Origin of the sequence: Methanobrevibacter sp., from assembly GCF_045586545.1 — an archaeon.
GTDB lineage: Archaea > Methanobacteriota > Methanobacteria > Methanobacteriales > Methanobacteriaceae > Methanocatella.
In genome coordinates this window covers 1-18,873 of record NZ_JAZNAN010000009.1, presented here as the reverse complement: position 1 = coordinate 18,873, position 18,873 = coordinate 1, and the positions used below count along the sequence as shown (strand labels likewise).

Below are 18,873 nucleotides of genomic sequence, written 5' to 3'. Positions count from 1 at the left end.
TGAGTAATCAAACTATTGAAGAAGTATGTCAAATTCTTGAATACATTATGGATAATAACACTGTTCCTCGTAACATTAGGGAAGCAGCAAGTGAATCCAATGAATTATTAAAAGATGATGAACAAGACCAATCCATAAGAATTAGTACTGTTCTTGGTAAATTAGATGAAATCAGTAACGATCCAAATATTCCAGTTCACGCCAGAACTTTAATTTGGGAAGTTTTATCAAAATTAGAATCTATCTAATTTCTTTCTCTTTTTTTAAATTTTCATTTTGAAATAGCGATAGCTATAGTTACGCCATCATAAGAGGTTTTTTTATAAACTAACTTTGACTCGAAACCTGCAGATATCAAAGCTGAAGGTTCGCAAACACCATAAATTCCAAACTTTGATTTTACAAATTCCGATTTTTGAACATCATCTGATTTGAATAATTTTAATTTTTCCATTTCAACGAAATTAACAGGAATATCTAATTTCTCAGATAATTCCAAAATTCCCTGTTCATCCTGTTTTATTTCAGCCGATGCAAGCATGTTTACCCTTGATATAGAAACATTTAAATCGCTGATTGATTTTTTAAGGCCGTCATAAATTTTGCTGCATTCCTTTCCACGCCTGCAACCTATTCCTACAACAAGTTTTTTCTCCTTAAGAATCAATTCATGTTCATCTAAACTGACTAAAATTTCAGCAGGATTAATCTTAGAGGAATAATAAATGGAAAGGTCTATTTCAAGTGTATTGTTGTTTAAATATTCAAACAAATAATTAAAATCATAGCTTGGATTTATTGTAATAGATATTTCCCGACCATCTAAAATTGCCTTGTTAAAAAATAAAATCTCTTTTGGATTTTCTACAGTTAAAAATAAATCTTTTGCAATAACATCTATTCCCAACTTTTTGTTTACATCCGTTGATGTAGTTATGATTGGTGTTGCGCCAATTAAAGTAGAAACCTTTTCAGTTAATTTATTTGCTCCACCAAGATGGCCAGATAAAGTTGAAATAACAAAATTTCCATTATCGTCAATGTTTAAAACTGCAGGATCACTGACTTTTGATTCAATTAATGGTGCAATTGATCTAATTAAAATTCCGCTAGCCATTATGGCAATTACAGCATCATATTCATAAAATAAAATCGGAAAATATTTCCCCACATTTTTATGATATAAATCAGTTTTAATAATTGTAGAATCCTTTTCCAGTTTATTTTTTAAATCGCATGCTAATTCTTTACCTTTATCTGAAACAGAAATTATTGCAACTTTCATAATATCACATATATCAATGTAAATAATAAAACTATTGTAATTGTAAATAAAATGATTGTCATCTTTGACAAATTAACGGCTTTTGTAATGTCATCTGATATTATCTCTTTATTATTGTCGCCTAAAATATAAGTGTCCTTTTTATTCAATTGGATATTTAATGCTCCTGCTGTTGATGCCATTGTATATCCTGAATTCGGAGACGGGCATTTTCGTGCGTCTCTCATCATGACTTTAAAACTATTTTTAGCATCCAATTTCAGCAAATATGCGGAAACTACAACGAAAATTCCTGCAATTCTTGATGGAACATAATTTAAAATATCATCAATTTTAGCCGGGAAATAGCCAATATTCTTTAATTCATCAGTTTCATATCCAACCATTGCATCAAGTGTATTGAACATTCTATATATCATTGGAATCAAAAGCAGCCAATAAATTGGAATATTGATTGGGAAATATAAAATAAATAAAGCAAAAACAAAATAATAAAAGACTGGAGCAACATATGAATCAGTTATGTTTTCTGTCAAACTTTCTATGACGGCAGAAACAATGAATTCTTCTGTTAATTCATCAGTGCTTCTACTTACCAAATATGATACGGATCTTCTTGCTTTCTCAATGCTATCATTTAAGTCTTTTTTTACATCAATTGCTGTATTCAAAAGCATCTTAACAGAATATGTTGAAGATAATAACAAACAAAATACTATTATAAACAATATGAAATTAATTGATGTTAAAAGATAAATCAAATATAAAATCAATGAAATGGCAGCACCACAACATAAAACAAGGAATAATCCTGATATCCTATTGTCTATCTTAATAAAAATATTCTTGAAAAAGATAATTATTGAACCAATAATAACAACAGGATGAATTTTTCCTGGTAATTCACCAAATATGACATCTACAGCAAGTGATATGAAAAATACAATTATTATAAATAAAAATAACTTAAATGAAATAATATTATTAACATTTAGGAATATCATATCATAAATTGATTCAATCATACTTTATTATATATTATAAAAAAATAAATAATTTATTATAAATTTTTTATTTGATGATATTATGAATATCGAAGAAAATGTTAAAAAATGGTTACTTGAAGAAGATTTTCTCAGGGAAATGAAATATGATGAAAATGCCGATTTTCATTTCATTGTTGAATTTCCGAAAGAGAATATTATGGATGTTGTTAAACCAAAAGACAAGGATTGTATTGTTATTGCCTGTGCCACACAAGTTGCACCACAACATAAAAGTTTAATGGAAAATCATGATTCCCAAACTCAAAAGGATTTCATTCTGGATTTAAACTTTGGACTAAACAGTTTTTTGGTTGATTATGAACTTAAGATCAATCAAAATATTTTACAGCAGTATGTCGTTACTGATCAGATATTTGAAGATGGTTTAACTAAACATGAATTAATCAGAACTTTAAAACGTGTTTTTAAAGCAAAATTGCACTGCATATGGCTAATCGATAAAAAATTCGGTAGTCTTCCAGCTCCTTCAAATGAAAATGACATGTTCATTTAGAGAGGGAGAGGTGTATTTCAAGTATAACGTTTACGAAGGTATATTAAGATTGAAGGGGTATATTTCAACTGTAACATTTGAAATTTATCTCTCTTATTTTTTCTTTTTTTCCTGATTGGGGAAATATTATTAATTTATTTATTTATTTATTTTCAGCAAGAACAATTCTCCTTCAATTTACACTTGAAATTCACCTCTTCAATTTCGGCTTTTGGATGATTTATATTACACTTGAAATGCATCTCTCTGTCTTTGTTATAAATCAGGATATTTTTTTTCAAATTTTGATTTTTAGCAAAATCGAGTACTGAGATTAACTGTTTTTTCCAGAAAATTACACTTGAAATTGTTATTTTATATTTGAAATACTTCTATTTCATATTTAATTTTTAAATGATTTTAAGGATTTTATTTCATAATATAATAGTAAATTAATTATTAATTTATTAAATAAGAATAATTTGTTATTTAATTTAGATATAAATGATTTTAATCAATTTATTTTTTTACATTTTTCACAATTTTAATACCATTTTTATAAATAGTAATAAAAACCTTTATTTATGAGCAATTTTATATTAATAACACTGGAAATTATACTTATTAATTTTTAACAATTTTGTAATTATTTTATAATTTTTTTCAAGGTGAAAACATGTCAAACATTTTTGAAGATGAAGAACTTTTCGGTAATCGCCGACAAAACACTATATTTAAAAATAAAAAACCATTGGATCATAGATTTTTACCGGAAAAGTTAGTTCACAGGGACGAACAAATAAGACAGATAGCCAAATATTGGGTCGATGTTTTGGATGGTGTTACTCCATCAAATGTTACTCTTTATGGTAAAACAGGAACAGGAAAAACAGCAGCATCAAAATTTGCAGGAAAACAACTTATTGAAGCGGCAAATAATGAAAATGCCTTTGTTAAAGTTGAATATATTAGATGTACTGATTATACTACTGAATACCAGGTGCTTGCTGAGTTATGTAATAAGCTTGGCCGTGACGTTCCAAGTCGTGGTTGGACCAAAGGTGAAGTCGTCAACACATTTAGAAATATCTTTAGAACTAATGCATTTGGTAAAAAGCTAAATTTGATTGTTATTTTAGATGAAATCGATATTTTGCTTAATAAAGATGGTGATGGAATACTATATACCCTTACTAGAACAGATAATGTTTCTGTGTTATGTATCAGTAATTATTTAGACTTCAAAAATTTAATTAAATCCAGGGTTACTAGTAGTTTGAATGATAAAGAGATAGTTTTCCCACCATATGGAGCAGACCAATTGGCAGATATTTTATCTGAAAGATCAGAATTGTCATTCAATGAAAATGTATTGGAAGACGAGGTCATACCTTTATGTTCAGCAATGGCTGCTAAAGAAGAGGGTGATGCAAGATATGCTCTCGATTTACTTAAAAATGCAGGTGAATTAGCTTTCGATGAAGATGCACAAACCGTAACTGGAGATCATGTTATAAGAGCTAAGGATAGGATTGAACACAATAAAGTCAGTGAAATTCTTACAACATTGCCGGTTCAACAGCAAAGGGTTTTGGAAGCTATATTATTGTTAACAAAACAGGATGAAGAGATTACTTCTGGAAAACTGTATGATCAGTACAAAGAAATTTCAAGAAAGGATGCTGTTACATATAGAAGAATTTTTGATTTCATTAATGAGCTTGAAATGTTAGGTATTATATCAACAAATACAATTTCACGTGGTCGTGGAAAAGGAAGAACTAACATTATCAAACTTCAATGCGATGAGGAATTGCTTGAAACAACACTATATTCTATTTAGGGTTGTTTTTTATAAGAGTTTTTAGAATAGCCATTCTCACAGGCACGGCGTTGGCTGCCTGTGTGAAATATTTATTGTATTTTGTATTATCCACATCAGTGTCAATTTCATCAATTCTTGGAAGAGGATGCATTACAATAACGTCCTTACCTTCAAGCATTTTTTTATTAATGATATATGCGCCTTTAATTTTCAAATATTCATCAATATCGGCGAAACGCTCTTTTTGGATTCTAGTAACGTATAAAACGTTTACTTTATCAATGATATCTTCAATGTTGTTTACTTCTTCATATTCTACATTTGTTTTATTCAAGTCAATTAGAATTTCTTGAGGCATTTTTAGCTCAGGCGGGGAAACCATATAAATTTTAATATTTTCAAATAAGCATAATGCGTTTGATAGTGAATGTACTGTACGCCCAAATTTCAAATCTCCGATTAAAGCAATGTTTAAATTGTCAATTTCACCAAGTTCTTTTTTTATAGTGTATAAATCAAGCAATGTTTGTGTTGGGTGCTGACCGGCTCCATCTCCCGCATTAATGACGGGGATGTCAACAATATCTGATATGAATTTAGATACTCCTTCAAGCTCATGCCTGATTACTAGCGCATCACTGTAGCCTTCAAACATCTTTGCAGTATCTGCAATACTTTCGCCTTTTGAAACGGAACTGGATCCACTACTTTCAAAACCAATGTCTTCTCCACCCAAACGTTTTATTGCTGTTTCAAATGACATTCTTGTTCTTGTGGAAGGTTCAAAAAACATTAAACCAAGAATTTTTCCTTTTAGCTCTTCGGATATTTCTCTTGATTTTGCAACATCCTCTAGTTTTGATGCTTCATCCAAGATATATTCAATATCTTCCCTTTCAAAGTCCTTTATTGAAATTATGTTCTTTAATCTAAAAATTCTAATCAACCCTTTTAGTAATCATATTATTTATATAATCGGCAAATTTATCAATTTCATCAACATTCAATACCGGGAGCGATTTTCCTTCCTTTTTGTATTGGTCAATTATGTTTTTTGTTTTTCTTTTTTCAAGTAAATTTCCTTCATCGGGATTTAGTTCATATCCAAAGTTCGAATTGATATATGAGGAATTAACTAACTCTTCTGTAAAGGTTTTATTTAGCCTGTCTCTTGTATCAATTCCTTCTTCACAGTTTAAAACTAATGCAATTGGTTTTTCATGTAAGTTTTTCATATTTCTTGAGATATACCTTTTCAAAGCACTTTGGACCTTACCGTTGTATGCCGAACCTGCAAGTATGATAAAATTATATTTTAAAAGACATGCGGTTTTAGCTTTTTCAATAGGTATGAGCTGCACATTAGCTTTAATTTTACTAGATAATATCTTGCACGCTTTTTTTGTTGATCTACTTGATGTAGAATATATAATTCCAATTTTCATATTATTCTTTCGATTGGTACAACAAGGATATCTTTTGCACCAGCATTTCTTAAGTCATTTACAAGTTCAAATACTTGTTTTTCGTCAATCACGGCTTGAACGGCAACAGTTTTTTCATTAGATAATACTTCTGATATTGTTAAACCACCCATTGAAGGCATCACTTCTTTAACCTTATCCAAATCCTTATCTTTAACGTTCATCATTATTAGTTTCTTCCTGTCAGCATCAAGCACACCCTTTATGCTTGTGCTAACTGATTCGATCAATTCTTTTTTATTTTTTAGGCTATCTTTATTTGCTATGAGTTTGATTGTGCTTTCCAAGATTGTATCAATAATTTCAAGATGATTCATTTTTAATGTTGTACCGGTACTTGTTAAATCGGTAATCAAATCTGCAACACCGATAAATGGTGCAGCTTCTGTTGATCCGCTTAATTTAACGATTTTTAAGTTCAATCCCTTTTCATCCAGGTACTTTTTTGTTAAGACAGGAAATTCAGTAGCAACTTTCATATCCTCTTTAATATCTTCAATTGAATTAATGTTTGATTCTTCAGGTGCTGCAAGGACCAATTTTGTTTGCCCAAATTTCAAATCAAGCAATTCGCTCACGTCCGCCTCATTTTCATTAATCAAATCAACGCCGGTTATTCCCATATCTGCTACACCATCGTTTACAAATTCTGGAATATCAGATGCCCTTGCAAACATAACTTCTATATCTTCATTAAATGTTTTTGAAATCAATTTTCTATTGTTTTTATCAACTAAACCTAATCCCGCTTTTTCTAGAATGTTCATTGATGGTTCACTTATTCTTCCTTTTGATGGAATAGCAATTTTAATCTTCATCATATCTCTCAATTTTTTTCATTAGATTAATATATTATAAATCATCTATTAAATACTTTTTAATTATAGGTTTAACTTTTATTCTTATCTTATTTTAAAAATTTAAGGTGTTTTTGCAAAATATTTAAATATTAAGTTGAATTAATTGTTATTTAACTTATGATTTTGGCTGTATAATCATAAGTTTTAATTAAACTTTGTGAGGTGAAAAACATGGCAGAAATCCCAAAAGCTCCTATCGCAAGAATTATTAAAGAATCTGGTGCTGAAAGAGTTAGCGAAGATGCAAAAGAAGCATTAGCTGCATACTTAGAAGAAGTTGCTCGTGATGTAGCTGCAAAAGCAAACAATGCTGCTAAAATTGCAAAACGTAAAACTGTTAAAGCTGAAGATATTGAATTAGTTATCAAAAACTTATAAATAGTTTTTTAACTTTCTTTTTTTTATTTTTTTTAAGGTGTTATTATGTCAGATAATACTATTTTGATTAAAAATGCATTTATTTTAAGTCCAAATATAAATTATGAAGATAAACAGTCAATTTTAATAAAAGATGATTTAATTGCTGAAATTTCTCCTGAAATCGATGAAAGCAATGTGGATAAAATCATCGATGCTGAAGGAAAAATTTTACTTCCAGGATTAATTAACACTCATACTCATTTGTCAATGACTTTATTTAGAGGATTAGCCGATGATTTGAGTTTAGATAGTTGGTTGAACGATCATATCTGGCCAATGGAAGCTAATCTTAATGGCGAATACTGTTACATAGGTGCCCTCTTAGGCGCTGTCGAGCTAATTAAATCAGGAACCACAACATTTTCAGACATGTACTTTTACATGGAGGATGTTGCACGTGCAGTCGATGAATCTGGAATTAGAGCCGTGCTTTCATATGGTATGATTGATTTTGGCGATGCTGAGAAAAGGGAAAATGAGATTAAGGAAAATCTCACATTATTCAATAATTGCAATGGAATGGCAGATGGAAGAATTAAGGTCTTCTTTGGACCGCATTCACCATATACCGCTTCTGAAGAATTGTTAATTAAGGTTCGCCAATTGGCTGATGAATATGGTATGGGTATTCATATACATGTTTCAGAAACTCAAAAGGAAATCAATGATAAATTGGAGGAAATGGGTTTAAGGCCATTTGAATATTTAGACAAAATCGGATTTTTAGGCCCTGACGTTGTTGCTGCTCACTCTGTATGGTTAAGTGATAATGAAATTGAAATCATAAAGAAAAACAATGTTAAGGTTTCACATAATCCATGCAGTAACATGAAATTGGCTTCAGGAATAGCTCCAGTTTCTAAGTTAATTGAAAATGGCATTTGTGTTTCAATAGGTACTGACGGAGCTTCTTCAAACAACAATTTGGATTTGATTGAAGAGTTGAAGACAGCGAGCCTACTACAAAAGGTTTCAACACTCAACCCTAAGGTATTGGATTCAGATGAAGCCATAGCCATGGGAACTATTAAAGGTGCTGAAGCGCTTGGGCTTGATTCAGAAATAGGTTCTATTGAAGTTGGTAAAAAGGCAGATATTATTTTAATTGACACCAATTCAGCCAACATGGTTCCGGACAGTTCAACATTAAGCTCCAATATAATTTACTCTGCAAATGGTTCAAATGTTGATACAACTATCTGCAACGGTAAGATATTAATGGAAAATAAAAAATTAACTGTTTTGGATGAAGATGAAATTTATGCAAAAGCTAGACAAGCTATAAAAGAATTAAAAGAAGCTATCTAGCTTCAAATTCTATTTTATTTTTATTTATTACAATACTCTTTTTCCACTCATCTTTTGTTTCGGGGAAATCTGATCTGAAGTGAGCGCCTCTGCTTTCTCTACGTATTATTGCAGATTTAACGGTTAGAATACAAATTTCAACCATGTTTATTACTTCAAGAGCGGTTACCAAATCGGTGTTAAACTGTTTTTTATCACTGACATCTAAGTTGTCCAGGTCTTCTTTCATTTCAAGAAGCTGCGCTAAAGCTTCATTCAATGTTTTTTCATCTCTAACAATAGCTACTTTTTCCCACATCAGATTTTTAATGTTATTTTTAAAGTCTTGTGGTTTGATTGTACCTTTTTTAATTAAATTTTCTATTCTTGATGCTTCAGTTTCAACTTGTTCATCGTTAGTTTTTAGTTCTGTGCTTTTAGCGGCTTCAGACGCACTTACACCAGCGATTTTACCGTATACTTGAGTATCGGCTAAGGCATTACCGCCCAAACGGTTTGCTCCGTGGACTCCTCCACAGACTTCTCCTGCACCAAATAGGTTGTTAAGTGAAGTGGATGCATCGGTATTGATTTTTAAACCACCCATAAAGTGGTGTGCTGTTGGAGCTACCTCTATTGGGCCATGTTTAATGTCTACACCAACATTTTCAAATTGCAAAACCATTGTTTCGAGTTTTTCATCAATATAGTCGTCATCAAGGTGGGAAATGTCAAGGTATACTCCACCGTTTTCGGTTCCCCTTCCTTCAATGATTTCCTGATAGATTGAACGTGCAACAACATCACGGGTTGCCAATTCCATTTTTTCAGGAGAATATCTGCTCATGAAACGTTCACCTTCACTGTTGATGAGCTTTCCACCTTCTGCCCTTACAGCTTCAGTGACAAGCACTCCCTTTTTGGATTCGGGTGCAACCATTCCGGTAGGGTGGAATTGAATTTGTTCCATGTCGATTAGGTTTGCTCCAGCTCTGTAAGCTATTGCATAACCGTCTCCGTTTTTTTGGAAGGTATTGGATGTTACAGGGTATAATTGTCCAGCTCCTCCACTAGCCAAAACAACTGATTTGGCTTTGAAGTATATTAAACTTGAATCTTTAAGGTTTAGGCCAGTCGCACCGATAACTTGATTATCATCGGTTACTAAGGAGGTAATCATTACTTCTTCGATACATTCAATGTCTCTTCTGATGATTTCTTCCTTTAAAGCGTTCAATAGCTCTGCACCTGTTCTATCTCCTTGGTAACAGGTTCTTCTAAAGCTTTGTCCACCAAAAGGCCTTTGGTCAATTTCACCGGATTCCTGACGGTCAAACAATGCTCCGTAATTTTCTAAATCAATTAGTCTTTTTGGTGATTCATTGACGAGTATTTCAACAAGCTTTTTGTCGTTGAGATAGCTTCCACCCTTTAATGTGTCGTGGATATGAGCTTCAATTGAGTCGTCTTTATCAACTGTCTTAAATACAGCATTGTATCCTCCTTCTGCCATTCCAGTACAGCCAGACCTAAATGATAGACCTTTAGACACAATTATTGCTTTTAAACCAGCATCATCAACTTCAATAGCTGCTCTTGAACCTGCTCCACCAGATCCAATAATTAATACATCTGTTGAGATAGTCTTTATTTCCATTTCTATTACCCTGTAAATTTTTGTTATAGTAATACTTTTATTTTTCAATTATTAAATAAATTTCTTCAAAAATCTTTATTTATTAGTTTTTGTAAAATTTAGTTTGAGGGTATTTCATGAAAATAGATGGTGAAGTTACAACCGGTTTGGGAAAAGCGGCATTTTTCCTGTCACAGGAATTTTACACAAAAGAGTTTAAGAAAAATTTGGGATTCATTCCATATCCCGGAACTTTAAATGTTATTGTAAGCGAAGAGTATTTGGATGAAATAAGCGAAATCAAAAATACCTGTGAAAATATAATCAAACCGGATGAAGGTTTTGGAGCTGTAAAATACATTGAAGCTAAATTGAATGATATAGTTGAAGGAGCTATTGTTTTTCCAGCTAAAACCACTCACGAAGAAAATTACTTGGAATTTATTGCTGAGAGTAAATTAAGAGATGAATTAAATTTAAATGATGGGGACATTGTTTGTCTCGAATTTTAATTTTTACCACAAAGTATTTTATAGATGATTAATATATTTGATAATACGTTCTCAGGGGAGGGTGCAATTCCCCACCGGTGGTGATTTTTTAAAAATAAGTCCACGAGCACAAAAGACGTGTTGATTTGGTGAGATTCCAAAACCGACGGTTATAGTCCGGATGGAAGAGAAGATAATAGTATTTAGTTATTTTTAACCCTGGTTCTAGTAAATAAGGAGAAATTACTATGAATCAAGAAACAGAATTAGACAAAGCTTTAGAAGCTATTAGAAATGGTGAATTTGTACTCGTTTTTGATGATGATGATAGGGAAGGGGAAGTCGACATGATTATCGCTTCTGAATTCGTAACCCCTAAATCAATTGCAACCATGAGAAACGATGCAGGCGGATTAATCTGTAATTGTTTACACGCTGATTTTTGTGATGCTATTCATTTGCCGTTTATGGTTGACATCATGAAAGCGGCAACCGAAAAATATCCAGAACTTGCAAAACTTGCTCCAACTGATATTCCATATGATGAGAGATCATCATTTTCTGTTTGGACAAACCACAGAAAATCCTTCACTGGCGTAACAGATCATGACAGAGCAATGACAATTAGTGAAATGGCTATCATGATGAAAGAAGAAAGATTCGATGAATTCGGTGCAACATTCCGCTCACCTGGTCATGTATGCCTTTTAAGAGGAGCAGACGGGCTTGTTAAAAATAGACAAGGACACACCGAAATAGGTCTTGCATTATGTGAACTCGCAGGTGTTACTCCGGTTTGTGTAGTTTGCGAAATGATGGATGGTGAAACTGGACAAGCTACTTCAGTTGCAGATGCTCGCAAATATGCTGAAGAAAACGGTTTGGTTTTACTAAGAGGCGAAGATATTATCAATAAATATTTAGAGGATTAATTCCTCTCATTGCATTTCTTTACAATATATTGGGACATAAATTCCATTATTTGCTGATATTTATAGGAATTATAAATGCCGAAGGTAACGTATTTACCATCTCGCATTTGTATTTCTAATGCATTTTTCACTTCTTTTGATTTGTTTATTTGAGCTATTTTGCTCCAGGGAATTCTTAAAGTTTTACTTGCCAATGCCTTTTCAATATGAATTCCGTCATCCAGTATCTTTACAATTTTAACGATGCGTCGATTTTTTTCTAATCCGATTTGAATATCGCCGTTTTCATCAAAAACATAATCTGGAATAAGGCAAGTTGCCTTCCAGCCCTGTTTCATTTTTTTTAAAACGTGCGCACGGTCTTTTTTTGTTAGCTTAACACCGGGTTCAGGACTTAAGTTAAGAGCCATTAAACCACCTTGCTTTTGATTTCATCAAATGTGTAAATCTTTTTGAATTCGACTTCACGAGCCATAGCTATTATTTCATCAATGTTTAAGTTGTTTTCAATTAAATCCATTGCATGGGAGGTAAACAGTTCATATCTGATTTCAACTTCTGGGATGAATCCTCTCATATCCGCTGATTTTAATTTCGGAAGTTTCAGTACCTTTTCGACATTTGTATTGTTTGTGATATATGGAACCACCTGGTCGAATATATTATCGTTGTAAACTTTATTTAGTAGAATAGCTTCTACAGAAACTCCCAATTTTTCCAGCATGTTGGCATGTGATACTAAGTCAATAGCTGCTGATTCAATTCCGCCTTTATTAACTCCTGATGCAAGTATCATTGGTATATTTGATGACATTGCAATTTCTGCAGCTGAAAATGGTACCTTTTCGTTTAAAAGGCCGGTAAACACACTCATTACACCTTCAATCAATACAATATCATAGTCAGATGAGTTGAGTTTCGCGACAGTAGATTCAATATCCTGCCATCCCATGTGTCCAATTTTTACAGATGCAAACTCTTCCATCTTGCCTTTTGTCAAGTAAAGTCCCGGTATAATATCACGGACATCGGGACCGACTTTGAGAAGTGCGACTTTATATCCTCTTTTTCTTATTGCACCGGCAAGGCCTGTCATGATGAATGTTTTTCCGGAATCGGACCCATTGCTTCCAATCATCAGATATTTTGGCTTTTTATTTGGAGTGATTTCTGGTATTTTTATGTTAGTGTTGATTCCAACTTCGCTCTGAAGGAATTTTTTGACTTCAACATTTCTATTGTAAATTTCATCGATGTCTGCAGCATCTATTTGTTCCAATAAATTTTCTACAAGAACAGGATTTTCATCTAAAATTCCATGAATCATTGTACCGATAACATTACCGTCATCGTTGCATGCTCCGGAAAAGATGTTATAGTCACCCTCTTCGTTGGTATCACCATAATTCATTCTTTGAACTTTGGAATAGAACAGCGGTTTGGCATCTCCTTCAACCTTTCCATAGGTATGTGTGTGAAAACCGTCAACATCATCTTTCTGATTTTTAACAAAAAACGAGTTGTCAAAGACTTTTGCCTTGACACGGTCACTTGTTATCAACGGTGAGAAATTTACATCGATTATTCCCAAACCGTCCTTGACGATTGGTACCGGGGATTTCCTGCCGATATCTATTTGATTAGATAGCAGCTGAAAACCGGCACATATTCCGATAATCGGTTTTCCGTCACGTGCCATTTTTTTAATTTCACAGTTCAATGGCATGTCAATGTCATTTGACTCAATCAATGTCCCGCCGGGAATAATCAGAGCGTCTAGCTCATCACTAGCTTTTAGGCCATCAACGAGTCCGTTTTCCTTAACAATATCTGTCGGCAAGTTTCCAAAATCCTCAAATCCCGGAACAGCTCCACTAACATATGCAAGTCCAATTCTTGTCATAAAAAATACCTCTTGATAATCTATTGTATTTTCTATTGTATTAACTTTTAGAGGTGTATTTCAAGTGTAAAAAAACTTGTAAAAAAAAAGAGTTTATTGAGTGTTTTCGAAAACACTCATAGCTTTAATAATTTTTTCATCATCCAATGGTTTTGCCTGAATCTGCAGTCCTACAGGAATGCCTTCAACTTCACCGGCAGGTATGCTTGCTGCTGGAATACCGGCAAGGTTAGCAATTACTGTTAAGACATCGTAGGCATACATTTCCATCGGTTCCAGTTCAGCGCCTATTTCGTGAGGAAGTTTAGGCACGGTAGGTCCTACAATCAAATCGACGTTTTCAAGCATTGAGGTGATTTCTGCCCTAATTACAGATCTAGCCTTTAATGCTTGTTTGTAGTATTTACCGCTGAATTCGGCTTCAGCAATATGTGAACCGATTTTGATTCTTCTAAGCACTTCTTCTCCACATACCTCTTCAATTCTGGATCCGTAATCTCTTCCATCGTATTTTCTTGTGGCTGAGAAGAATTCCACATAGTTGATTAGGTAATAGGTTGGTAAGCATAAGTCAATGTAGTCGAAGCTTACTTCAACAAGCTCAGCGCCGGCATCAACCAGTTTTTGAATGGCCTTGTTAACGGTTTTGTTGATTTCCTCATCTGTAACGTCGATGAATTCCTTACATACTGCGATTTTCATGCCTTCAAGTGAGGTTTCATCCAATACTTCAGTGAAGTCAGGCTTATCCCAGTCAAGGGTGGTACATTCGGTTTCATCATATTTTGCAATAGTGTTCAACGCCAGTGCAATACCGCTCACATCGTTAGATAACGGTCCGATTTGGTCCAAACTCATTGATAAGTCAAGAAGGCCTTGTCTTGAAACGGCACCATATGTTGGCTTGAATCCGATTACTCCACAATGTGATGCAGGGTTTCTGATAGATCCTCCAGTGTCTGATCCGATTGAAATATCACACATTCCAGCGGCAATTGCAGCTGCACATCCGCCTGAGGAACCGCCAGGAATTCTGCCCATTGCTGCAGGGTTTTGGGTTGGTCCGTAGTAGGAAGTTTCTGTTGAACTTCCTGCTGCAAATTCATCCATATTTAAAATACCGATGATTATTCCGTCTTCAGCAAGGATTTCATTAACCACGGTTGCGTTGTAGCTTCCGATGTAGTCTTCCAATGTTTTGGAAGCCGCTGAAATAATCAAGTCTTCAACATTAATGTTTGCTTTTATACCAAATACCAAACCAGCTAAAGCGCCTACTTCTTCGCCGTTGGCGATTTTTTCATCAATAACTTCTGCTTGTTTTAATGCATTTTCATAGTTTAATTCAATGAATGCATTAATGCTTTCGTTATTTTCATCGATAACTTTAATGAAGCCTTCGACATTTTCTTTAGCTGTCATTTCTCCACTTTTAATGGAGTTTAACTTTTCAATAACGCTCATTAAAACACCTAAATAATCGTAAATTATAATATTATTATTTTATTTTTCCATGTTTATATAACTTGTTTTTTTTAATTTAATTAAATAATGGAAAAATATAATGTATACATCATACAAATTATATTTAAGGAGAGATAAGATGACAGATATTTTAGAACCTTTTGATGGAGGTTTAAGAACTGCTAATGTTGGAATTTTATTGAATCTCTATAGACGTGAGAAAAAATCATATGAAGATAGAATCAAATATGAAAATTATCTAAAAGAAAATTATCCTAATGAATATGATGATTTTTTAAGTTATAAATCTAGAGTTAAATCAAAAACACCTAATATTAAAGAGTTAATTTTTAAATGGTTAGATGGAAAAGAGGATATACCAGATTTAGAATTATTTTTAGTTTAGTGATATCATGAAAAAGGCAGTTGTATTTGATAACTCAGGAACATTGATAGAAAGGTATAGGGTCATAAAGGATGTTTTGAATGGAAATATCTTCACAGACATTAACTCCTTGGATTTGATTGCTGCAGCTGATGCTTTGGCACTGGTGGTTCTGCAATTCAATACCAATAAACTGTTGAAGTTAGATCAAAACACTTTAGTTTCAGATGTTATCAAGGAGTATAACATTGATTTTGACATCAGTTTTTCAACCCGCCAGGTTTCAAAAGCCGAAGTCAAGGAGATTCTTGACAATGAAAAATCAACTACAATAAAAGACATCACCGACGGATTTGATATTTTACGTGAGAAAATTTCCCACATGGAATTATGCAACGGATCAGCTTTGATTGTTGATATGGATTTGGGCGTTGTTGCCTACACCATCACTTCAGCTGGCAAATTTTTCCCAAAAGTTTTTGAAACTATCGAAACCTTGAAATCTCGTGGAATTGAAATATTCATTGCTTCAGGAGACAGAAAGGGAGCTATCAACAGATTAGCCAACATGCTTGATGTTCCAGAAGACAATGCTTACGGAACCGTTTCCACTCGAGGTAAATGCGAAGTTGTATCTATCCTAAAAGATGCCGGATATAAGGTCATGATGGTTGGAGACGGTTTAAATGATATTTTGGCATTCAAAAAAGCGGATGTCAGTGTCCTGACAATTGAACAGCAAGAGGAAGTGTCCCCTAAGATGATGGATAAGACCGACTATATTGTCGAGGATATTTTTGAGGTCACAATGATTGACTTTTGAATTATTTTTTTTACACTTATCACTTATAACTTATAACTAATAACAAAAAATAAAAAAAATTATAAGTTGTCAATGACTTCCTTGCTCTTTAAAATGTTATCAAAGTTATTCAACTCAATGATTGCAGTATCTATTTTTTTAAGCAAGTTCAAATCAAGTGTGCCTTCGCCTAAAGTAATGTGCTGGTCTTTAACACCATCGTTATCGTTCAAATGACAATAGCTAATGTTTTTTAAGTTCAGCATTTCCTCCAGGTTTCCACATGTGTTTCCATGGCCGGTGTCAATTGTCAAACTGCAGCCTGTTGCCTCCTGAATCATTTCGATTTCCTCAACGGTATTCCCTAGAAATTTACCTCTGACGGGCATGTTTTCGACTGAAATTTCAACATTGGTGTTGTCTATTATGTTCCCGACACTTTCAATTGCAAACTCCATTGCGGCTTTTCTTAAACGTGGTTCATTTCTGCCGATAATTCCAGGATGCACGGTTATTGTATTTGCATTAATGCTTTCGGCATATTCACCGCATTGAATCATTTGGCGAACGCTTTCATTTCTGATTCCTTTGTTTAAGCTTGCAATGTTGATGTCAACGGTTGCCGCATGAATTCTCATGTCAAGTCCGCAGTCCTTATATTCCATATTCTCATTTTCGAAAAAAGGACCTTCACCAAGAATTTCAATTATTTCAAAGCCGTGTTTTTTAGCTAAATTGATGATGTCACTGTTAGGTTGCATGAATAAAGCTAGTGTTGTAAAACCTAATTTCATAATAATCTATATTAATTTCAATCATTAAATAATTTAATATTAGGGAAGTATTAAAATGACTGTAAAAAATATTGAACAACTAAAAGCCGAAAACATGAATCTTGCAGATAAGATTTATATTTTCGATACAACTTTAAGGGACGGTGAGCAGACACCTGGTGTTGCACTGACTGTGGATGAGAAGATACAAATAGCTCAAAAGCTTAATAATTTGGGCGTTGATAAAATTGAAGTTGGTTTTCCTGCTTCATCTAAAGGCGAAATTGAATCAGCAAAAAAGATTAAGGATTTGGGTTTAAAATCTACACTTGTTGGTTTAGCACGTTCATTGAAAGGTGATGTTGACGCTGTTTTGGATGCGGATTTAGAATATGTTCATACTTTTATTGGTACTTCCCCGTTGCACCGTGACTACAAGCTTAAAATGAGTAAAGAAAAAATAATAGAAACTGCCGTTGATGGTGTGGAATATGCTAAGGATCATGGCCTGACAGTAGAGTTTTCAGCGGAAGATGCTACAAGAACTGAAAGTGATTTTCTGTTTGAAGTTTTTAATGAAGTTGTAGATGCGGGCGCAGACTTTTTAGATGTCCCGGATACTGTAGGAATTTTAACTCCTATTGTTACACATGAACTTATTAGTGATATTAAAGACAATTTTAAAACTCCTATCAGCGTACATTTTCACAATGATTTTGGCCTGGCCACTGCCAACACATTGACCGCTATCGAATGCGGTGCTAATCAGGCTCATGTTACAATCAATGGTTTAGGTGAAAGGACAGGAAACTGTTCACTGGAAGAATTGGTGATGACTTTAAAATCTGCCTATGGAATTGATTTGGGTCTTGACACTACCAGATTATACAGCCTATCAAATCTTGTCGGTCGCCTGACAGGGGTAAAAATGCCTGTTAACAAACCGATAGTTGGAGACAATGCTTTTGCTCATGAATCCGGAATTCATGTCCATGGAATTTTAAACAATGCTTCAACTTATGAGCCTATGTCACCTGACATGGTTGGACACTCAAGAAAGATTGTTTTAGGAAAGCATACTGGTGCAAACGCATTGAAATCCAAACTTAAGGAGTATCATATTGATTTGGATGAAAAACAATTTTGCAAAGTCTTCGATGAAATAAAATCTTTAGGCGACAGTGGAAAATGTGTCACTGATGATGATTTAATAGCTATTGCGATTACTGAGCTTTCTTCAGCCCGTGAAACTCCAATCGTTTTGAAAGGTTTAGGCTTGTCTTCAGGTGGAGGAGTTTCTCCAACCGCTACCGTAAAGCTTGAGATTGATGGTGTTGAAAAGGAAACTGCCAGCACTGGTGTGGGGCCTGTTGATGCAGCTATAAATGCTATTCGTCTCTTAATTCAAGGTACAATGGATATTGAACTTGAAGAATATAATTTGGAAGCAATTACTGGCGGTACAGATGCATTGGCTGAAGTGTTTGTAATCACTTCAGATCCGGACGGCAACAAATCCACCGGCAGGGCAACCAATCAGGATATTGTAATGGCCAGTATTATAGCGGTACTCGATTCAATTAATAAATTGTTATTGATTAAAAGGTCATCATTGACTTGAAAAATTGTATAATTTTTTTTAATTTTTTTATATTTTTTTAAGTTATTTTTTAATTATGTTACACTTGTTCATAAATATTTCATTTTTCATTATTTATATTATACTTTATTCATTATTTTTAATTTTATTGTTTAATATTTATTGTGATAATGTAAAATTTTATATA

At 33.4% G+C, this 18,873-nt stretch carries 20 protein-coding genes and 1 riboswitch; of the genes, 10 read left to right on the top strand and 10 right to left on the bottom strand.

Annotation, left to right across the window (positions count from 1 at the left end; genetic code table 11):
* A partial coding sequence (locus ACKI3D_RS00830; RefSeq protein WP_407391420.1) for a UPF0147 family protein occupies positions 1-248 on the top strand: 248 nt, incomplete at its 5' end.
* Positions 249-271: 23 nt separating this feature from the next.
* Here the strand turns inward: ACKI3D_RS00830 and ACKI3D_RS00825 are convergent.
* A complete protein-coding gene (locus tag ACKI3D_RS00825; RefSeq protein WP_407391418.1) occupies positions 272-1,285 on the bottom strand; it encodes a cobalt-precorrin 5A hydrolase in 1,014 nt (337 codons plus the stop codon).
* Positions 1,282-2,310 carry a cobalamin biosynthesis protein gene (locus tag ACKI3D_RS00820; RefSeq protein WP_407391416.1) on the bottom strand — a complete coding sequence of 343 codons (1,029 nt, stop codon included), beginning with the start codon at positions 2,308-2,310 and terminating at the stop codon, positions 1,282-1,284. Before ACKI3D_RS00820 ends, ACKI3D_RS00825 begins: the two co-directional genes overlap by 4 nt.
* A gap of 61 nt (positions 2,311-2,371) precedes the next feature.
* On the opposite strand from ACKI3D_RS00820, the gene ACKI3D_RS00815 reads away from it, so the two are divergent.
* A complete protein-coding gene (locus tag ACKI3D_RS00815) occupies positions 2,372-2,845 on the top strand; it encodes a DUF2299 domain-containing protein (protein WP_407391414.1) in 474 nt (157 codons plus the stop codon).
* Positions 2,846-3,500: 655 nt separating this feature from the next.
* On the top strand, positions 3,501-4,667 hold the full coding sequence (locus tag ACKI3D_RS00810) for a Cdc6/Cdc18 family protein (protein ID WP_407391412.1): 1,167 nt from the start codon (positions 3,501-3,503) through the stop codon (positions 4,665-4,667).
* Here ACKI3D_RS00810 and pyrB read toward each other — a convergent pair.
* The 3 genes from pyrB to hisG are packed head-to-tail and all read right to left on the bottom strand — an operon-like array spanning position 4,660 to position 6,951.
* Positions 4,660-5,595: an aspartate carbamoyltransferase gene (pyrB, locus tag ACKI3D_RS00805; RefSeq protein ID WP_407391410.1), complete on the bottom strand. Its 936-nt coding sequence runs from the start codon at positions 5,593-5,595 to the stop codon at positions 4,660-4,662. The two genes, ACKI3D_RS00810 and pyrB, sit on opposite strands and share 8 nt — an antisense overlap.
* Complete coding sequence (locus ACKI3D_RS00800; RefSeq protein WP_407391408.1) at positions 5,588-6,094, bottom strand: flavodoxin family protein; 507 nt, start codon at positions 6,092-6,094, stop codon at positions 5,588-5,590. Before ACKI3D_RS00800 ends, pyrB begins: the two co-directional genes overlap by 8 nt.
* Positions 6,091-6,951: an ATP phosphoribosyltransferase gene (hisG, locus tag ACKI3D_RS00795; RefSeq protein ID WP_407391406.1), complete on the bottom strand. Its 861-nt coding sequence runs from the start codon at positions 6,949-6,951 to the stop codon at positions 6,091-6,093. Before hisG ends, ACKI3D_RS00800 begins: the two co-directional genes overlap by 4 nt.
* 213 nt (positions 6,952-7,164) lie before the next feature.
* On the opposite strand from hisG, the gene ACKI3D_RS00790 reads away from it, so the two are divergent.
* Positions 7,165-7,371 (top strand): histone family protein, encoded by a 207-nt coding sequence (locus tag ACKI3D_RS00790; protein WP_407391404.1) that lies wholly within the window; start codon positions 7,165-7,167, stop codon positions 7,369-7,371.
* Positions 7,372-7,416: 45 nt separating this feature from the next.
* Positions 7,417-8,721, top strand: coding sequence for an amidohydrolase family protein (locus ACKI3D_RS00785; protein WP_407391402.1), 1,305 nt, complete (start codon positions 7,417-7,419; stop codon positions 8,719-8,721).
* Here the strand turns inward: ACKI3D_RS00785 and tfrA are convergent.
* Positions 8,714-10,357, bottom strand: coding sequence for a fumarate reductase (CoM/CoB) subunit TfrA (gene tfrA / locus ACKI3D_RS00780; RefSeq protein ID WP_407391400.1), 1,644 nt, complete (start codon positions 10,355-10,357; stop codon positions 8,714-8,716). The genes ACKI3D_RS00785 and tfrA overlap by 8 nt on opposite strands.
* A 116-nt stretch (positions 10,358-10,473) precedes the next feature.
* Here tfrA and ACKI3D_RS00775 point away from each other — a divergent pair, with 116 nt between their 5' ends.
* Positions 10,474-10,848 (top strand): DUF120 domain-containing protein, encoded by a 375-nt coding sequence (locus tag ACKI3D_RS00775; RefSeq protein WP_407391398.1) that lies wholly within the window; start codon positions 10,474-10,476, stop codon positions 10,846-10,848.
* Positions 10,849-10,891: 43 nt separating this feature from the next.
* Positions 10,892-11,024, top strand: a riboswitch (FMN riboswitch).
* Positions 11,025-11,075: 51 nt separating this feature from the next.
* Positions 11,076-11,759: a 3,4-dihydroxy-2-butanone-4-phosphate synthase gene (gene ribB / locus ACKI3D_RS00770; protein WP_407391396.1), complete on the top strand. Its 684-nt coding sequence runs from the start codon at positions 11,076-11,078 to the stop codon at positions 11,757-11,759.
* Here ribB and ACKI3D_RS00765 read toward each other — a convergent pair.
* From ACKI3D_RS00765 to gatA, 3 genes are all read right to left on the bottom strand, one after another.
* Positions 11,756-12,169 carry a hypothetical protein gene (locus ACKI3D_RS00765; protein WP_407391395.1) on the bottom strand — a complete coding sequence of 138 codons (414 nt, stop codon included), beginning with the start codon at positions 12,167-12,169 and terminating at the stop codon, positions 11,756-11,758. The genes ribB and ACKI3D_RS00765 overlap by 4 nt on opposite strands.
* Entirely contained in the window at positions 12,169-13,662 is a 1,494-nt protein-coding gene (locus ACKI3D_RS00760; RefSeq protein ID WP_407391393.1) for a cobyrinic acid a,c-diamide synthase, read from the bottom strand. The genes ACKI3D_RS00765 and ACKI3D_RS00760 overlap by 1 nt, the downstream gene beginning before the upstream one ends.
* Positions 13,663-13,755: 93 nt before the next feature.
* Complete coding sequence (gene gatA / locus ACKI3D_RS00755; RefSeq protein WP_407391391.1) at positions 13,756-15,126, bottom strand: Asp-tRNA(Asn)/Glu-tRNA(Gln) amidotransferase subunit GatA; 1,371 nt, start codon at positions 15,124-15,126, stop codon at positions 13,756-13,758.
* Between the two features lie 139 nt (positions 15,127-15,265).
* Here gatA and ACKI3D_RS00750 point away from each other — a divergent pair, with 139 nt between their 5' ends.
* Positions 15,266-15,532 carry a hypothetical protein gene (locus tag ACKI3D_RS00750; protein WP_407391390.1) on the top strand — a complete coding sequence of 89 codons (267 nt, stop codon included), beginning with the start codon at positions 15,266-15,268 and terminating at the stop codon, positions 15,530-15,532.
* Between the two features lie 7 nt (positions 15,533-15,539).
* Entirely contained in the window at positions 15,540-16,334 is a 795-nt protein-coding gene (locus ACKI3D_RS00745) for an HAD family hydrolase (RefSeq protein WP_407391388.1), read from the top strand.
* A gap of 59 nt (positions 16,335-16,393) precedes the next feature.
* Here the strand turns inward: ACKI3D_RS00745 and ACKI3D_RS00740 are convergent, their stop codons facing one another.
* The gene (locus ACKI3D_RS00740; protein ID WP_407391386.1) at positions 16,394-17,074 is read right to left on the bottom strand and encodes a sugar phosphate isomerase/epimerase family protein; all 681 of its coding nucleotides are present in this window, start codon (positions 17,072-17,074) and stop codon (positions 16,394-16,396) included.
* Between the two features lie 88 nt (positions 17,075-17,162).
* Between ACKI3D_RS00740 and ACKI3D_RS00735 the strand changes: the two genes are divergently transcribed.
* A complete protein-coding gene (locus ACKI3D_RS00735; protein ID WP_407391384.1) occupies positions 17,163-18,707 on the top strand; it encodes a 2-isopropylmalate synthase in 1,545 nt (514 codons plus the stop codon).
* Positions 18,708-18,873: the final 166 nt, after the last annotated feature.

Bases quoted from the DNA above. Each gene is read 5' to 3' on its own strand.
- ACKI3D_RS00825 (WP_407391418.1), bottom strand. From the start codon at position 1,285: ATGAAAGTTGCAATAATTTCTGTTTCAGATAAAGGTAAAGAATTAGCA.
- ACKI3D_RS00820 (WP_407391416.1), bottom strand. From the start codon at position 2,310: ATGATTGAATCAATTTATGATATGATATTCCTAAATGTTAATAATATT.
- ACKI3D_RS00815 (WP_407391414.1), top strand. From the start codon at position 2,372: ATGAATATCGAAGAAAATGTTAAAAAATGGTTACTTGAAGAAGATTTT.
- ACKI3D_RS00810 (WP_407391412.1), top strand. From the start codon at position 3,501: ATGTCAAACATTTTTGAAGATGAAGAACTTTTCGGTAATCGCCGACAA.
- ACKI3D_RS00800 (WP_407391408.1), bottom strand. From the start codon at position 6,094: ATGAAAATTGGAATTATATATTCTACATCAAGTAGATCAACAAAAAAA.
- hisG (WP_407391406.1), bottom strand. From the start codon at position 6,951: ATGAAGATTAAAATTGCTATTCCATCAAAAGGAAGAATAAGTGAACCA.
- ACKI3D_RS00790 (WP_407391404.1), top strand. From the start codon at position 7,165: ATGGCAGAAATCCCAAAAGCTCCTATCGCAAGAATTATTAAAGAATCT.
- ACKI3D_RS00785 (WP_407391402.1), top strand. From the start codon at position 7,417: ATGTCAGATAATACTATTTTGATTAAAAATGCATTTATTTTAAGTCCA.
- tfrA (WP_407391400.1), bottom strand. From the start codon at position 10,357: ATGGAAATAAAGACTATCTCAACAGATGTATTAATTATTGGATCTGGT.
- ACKI3D_RS00775 (WP_407391398.1), top strand. From the start codon at position 10,474: ATGAAAATAGATGGTGAAGTTACAACCGGTTTGGGAAAAGCGGCATTT.
- ribB (WP_407391396.1), top strand. From the start codon at position 11,076: ATGAATCAAGAAACAGAATTAGACAAAGCTTTAGAAGCTATTAGAAAT.
- ACKI3D_RS00765 (WP_407391395.1), bottom strand. From the start codon at position 12,169: ATGGCTCTTAACTTAAGTCCTGAACCCGGTGTTAAGCTAACAAAAAAA.
- ACKI3D_RS00760 (WP_407391393.1), bottom strand. From the start codon at position 13,662: ATGACAAGAATTGGACTTGCATATGTTAGTGGAGCTGTTCCGGGATTT.
- gatA (WP_407391391.1), bottom strand. From the start codon at position 15,126: ATGAGCGTTATTGAAAAGTTAAACTCCATTAAAAGTGGAGAAATGACA.
- ACKI3D_RS00750 (WP_407391390.1), top strand. From the start codon at position 15,266: ATGACAGATATTTTAGAACCTTTTGATGGAGGTTTAAGAACTGCTAAT.
- ACKI3D_RS00745 (WP_407391388.1), top strand. From the start codon at position 15,540: ATGAAAAAGGCAGTTGTATTTGATAACTCAGGAACATTGATAGAAAGG.
- ACKI3D_RS00740 (WP_407391386.1), bottom strand. From the start codon at position 17,074: ATGCAACCTAACAGTGACATCATCAATTTAGCTAAAAAACACGGCTTT.
- ACKI3D_RS00735 (WP_407391384.1), top strand. From the start codon at position 17,163: ATGACTGTAAAAAATATTGAACAACTAAAAGCCGAAAACATGAATCTT.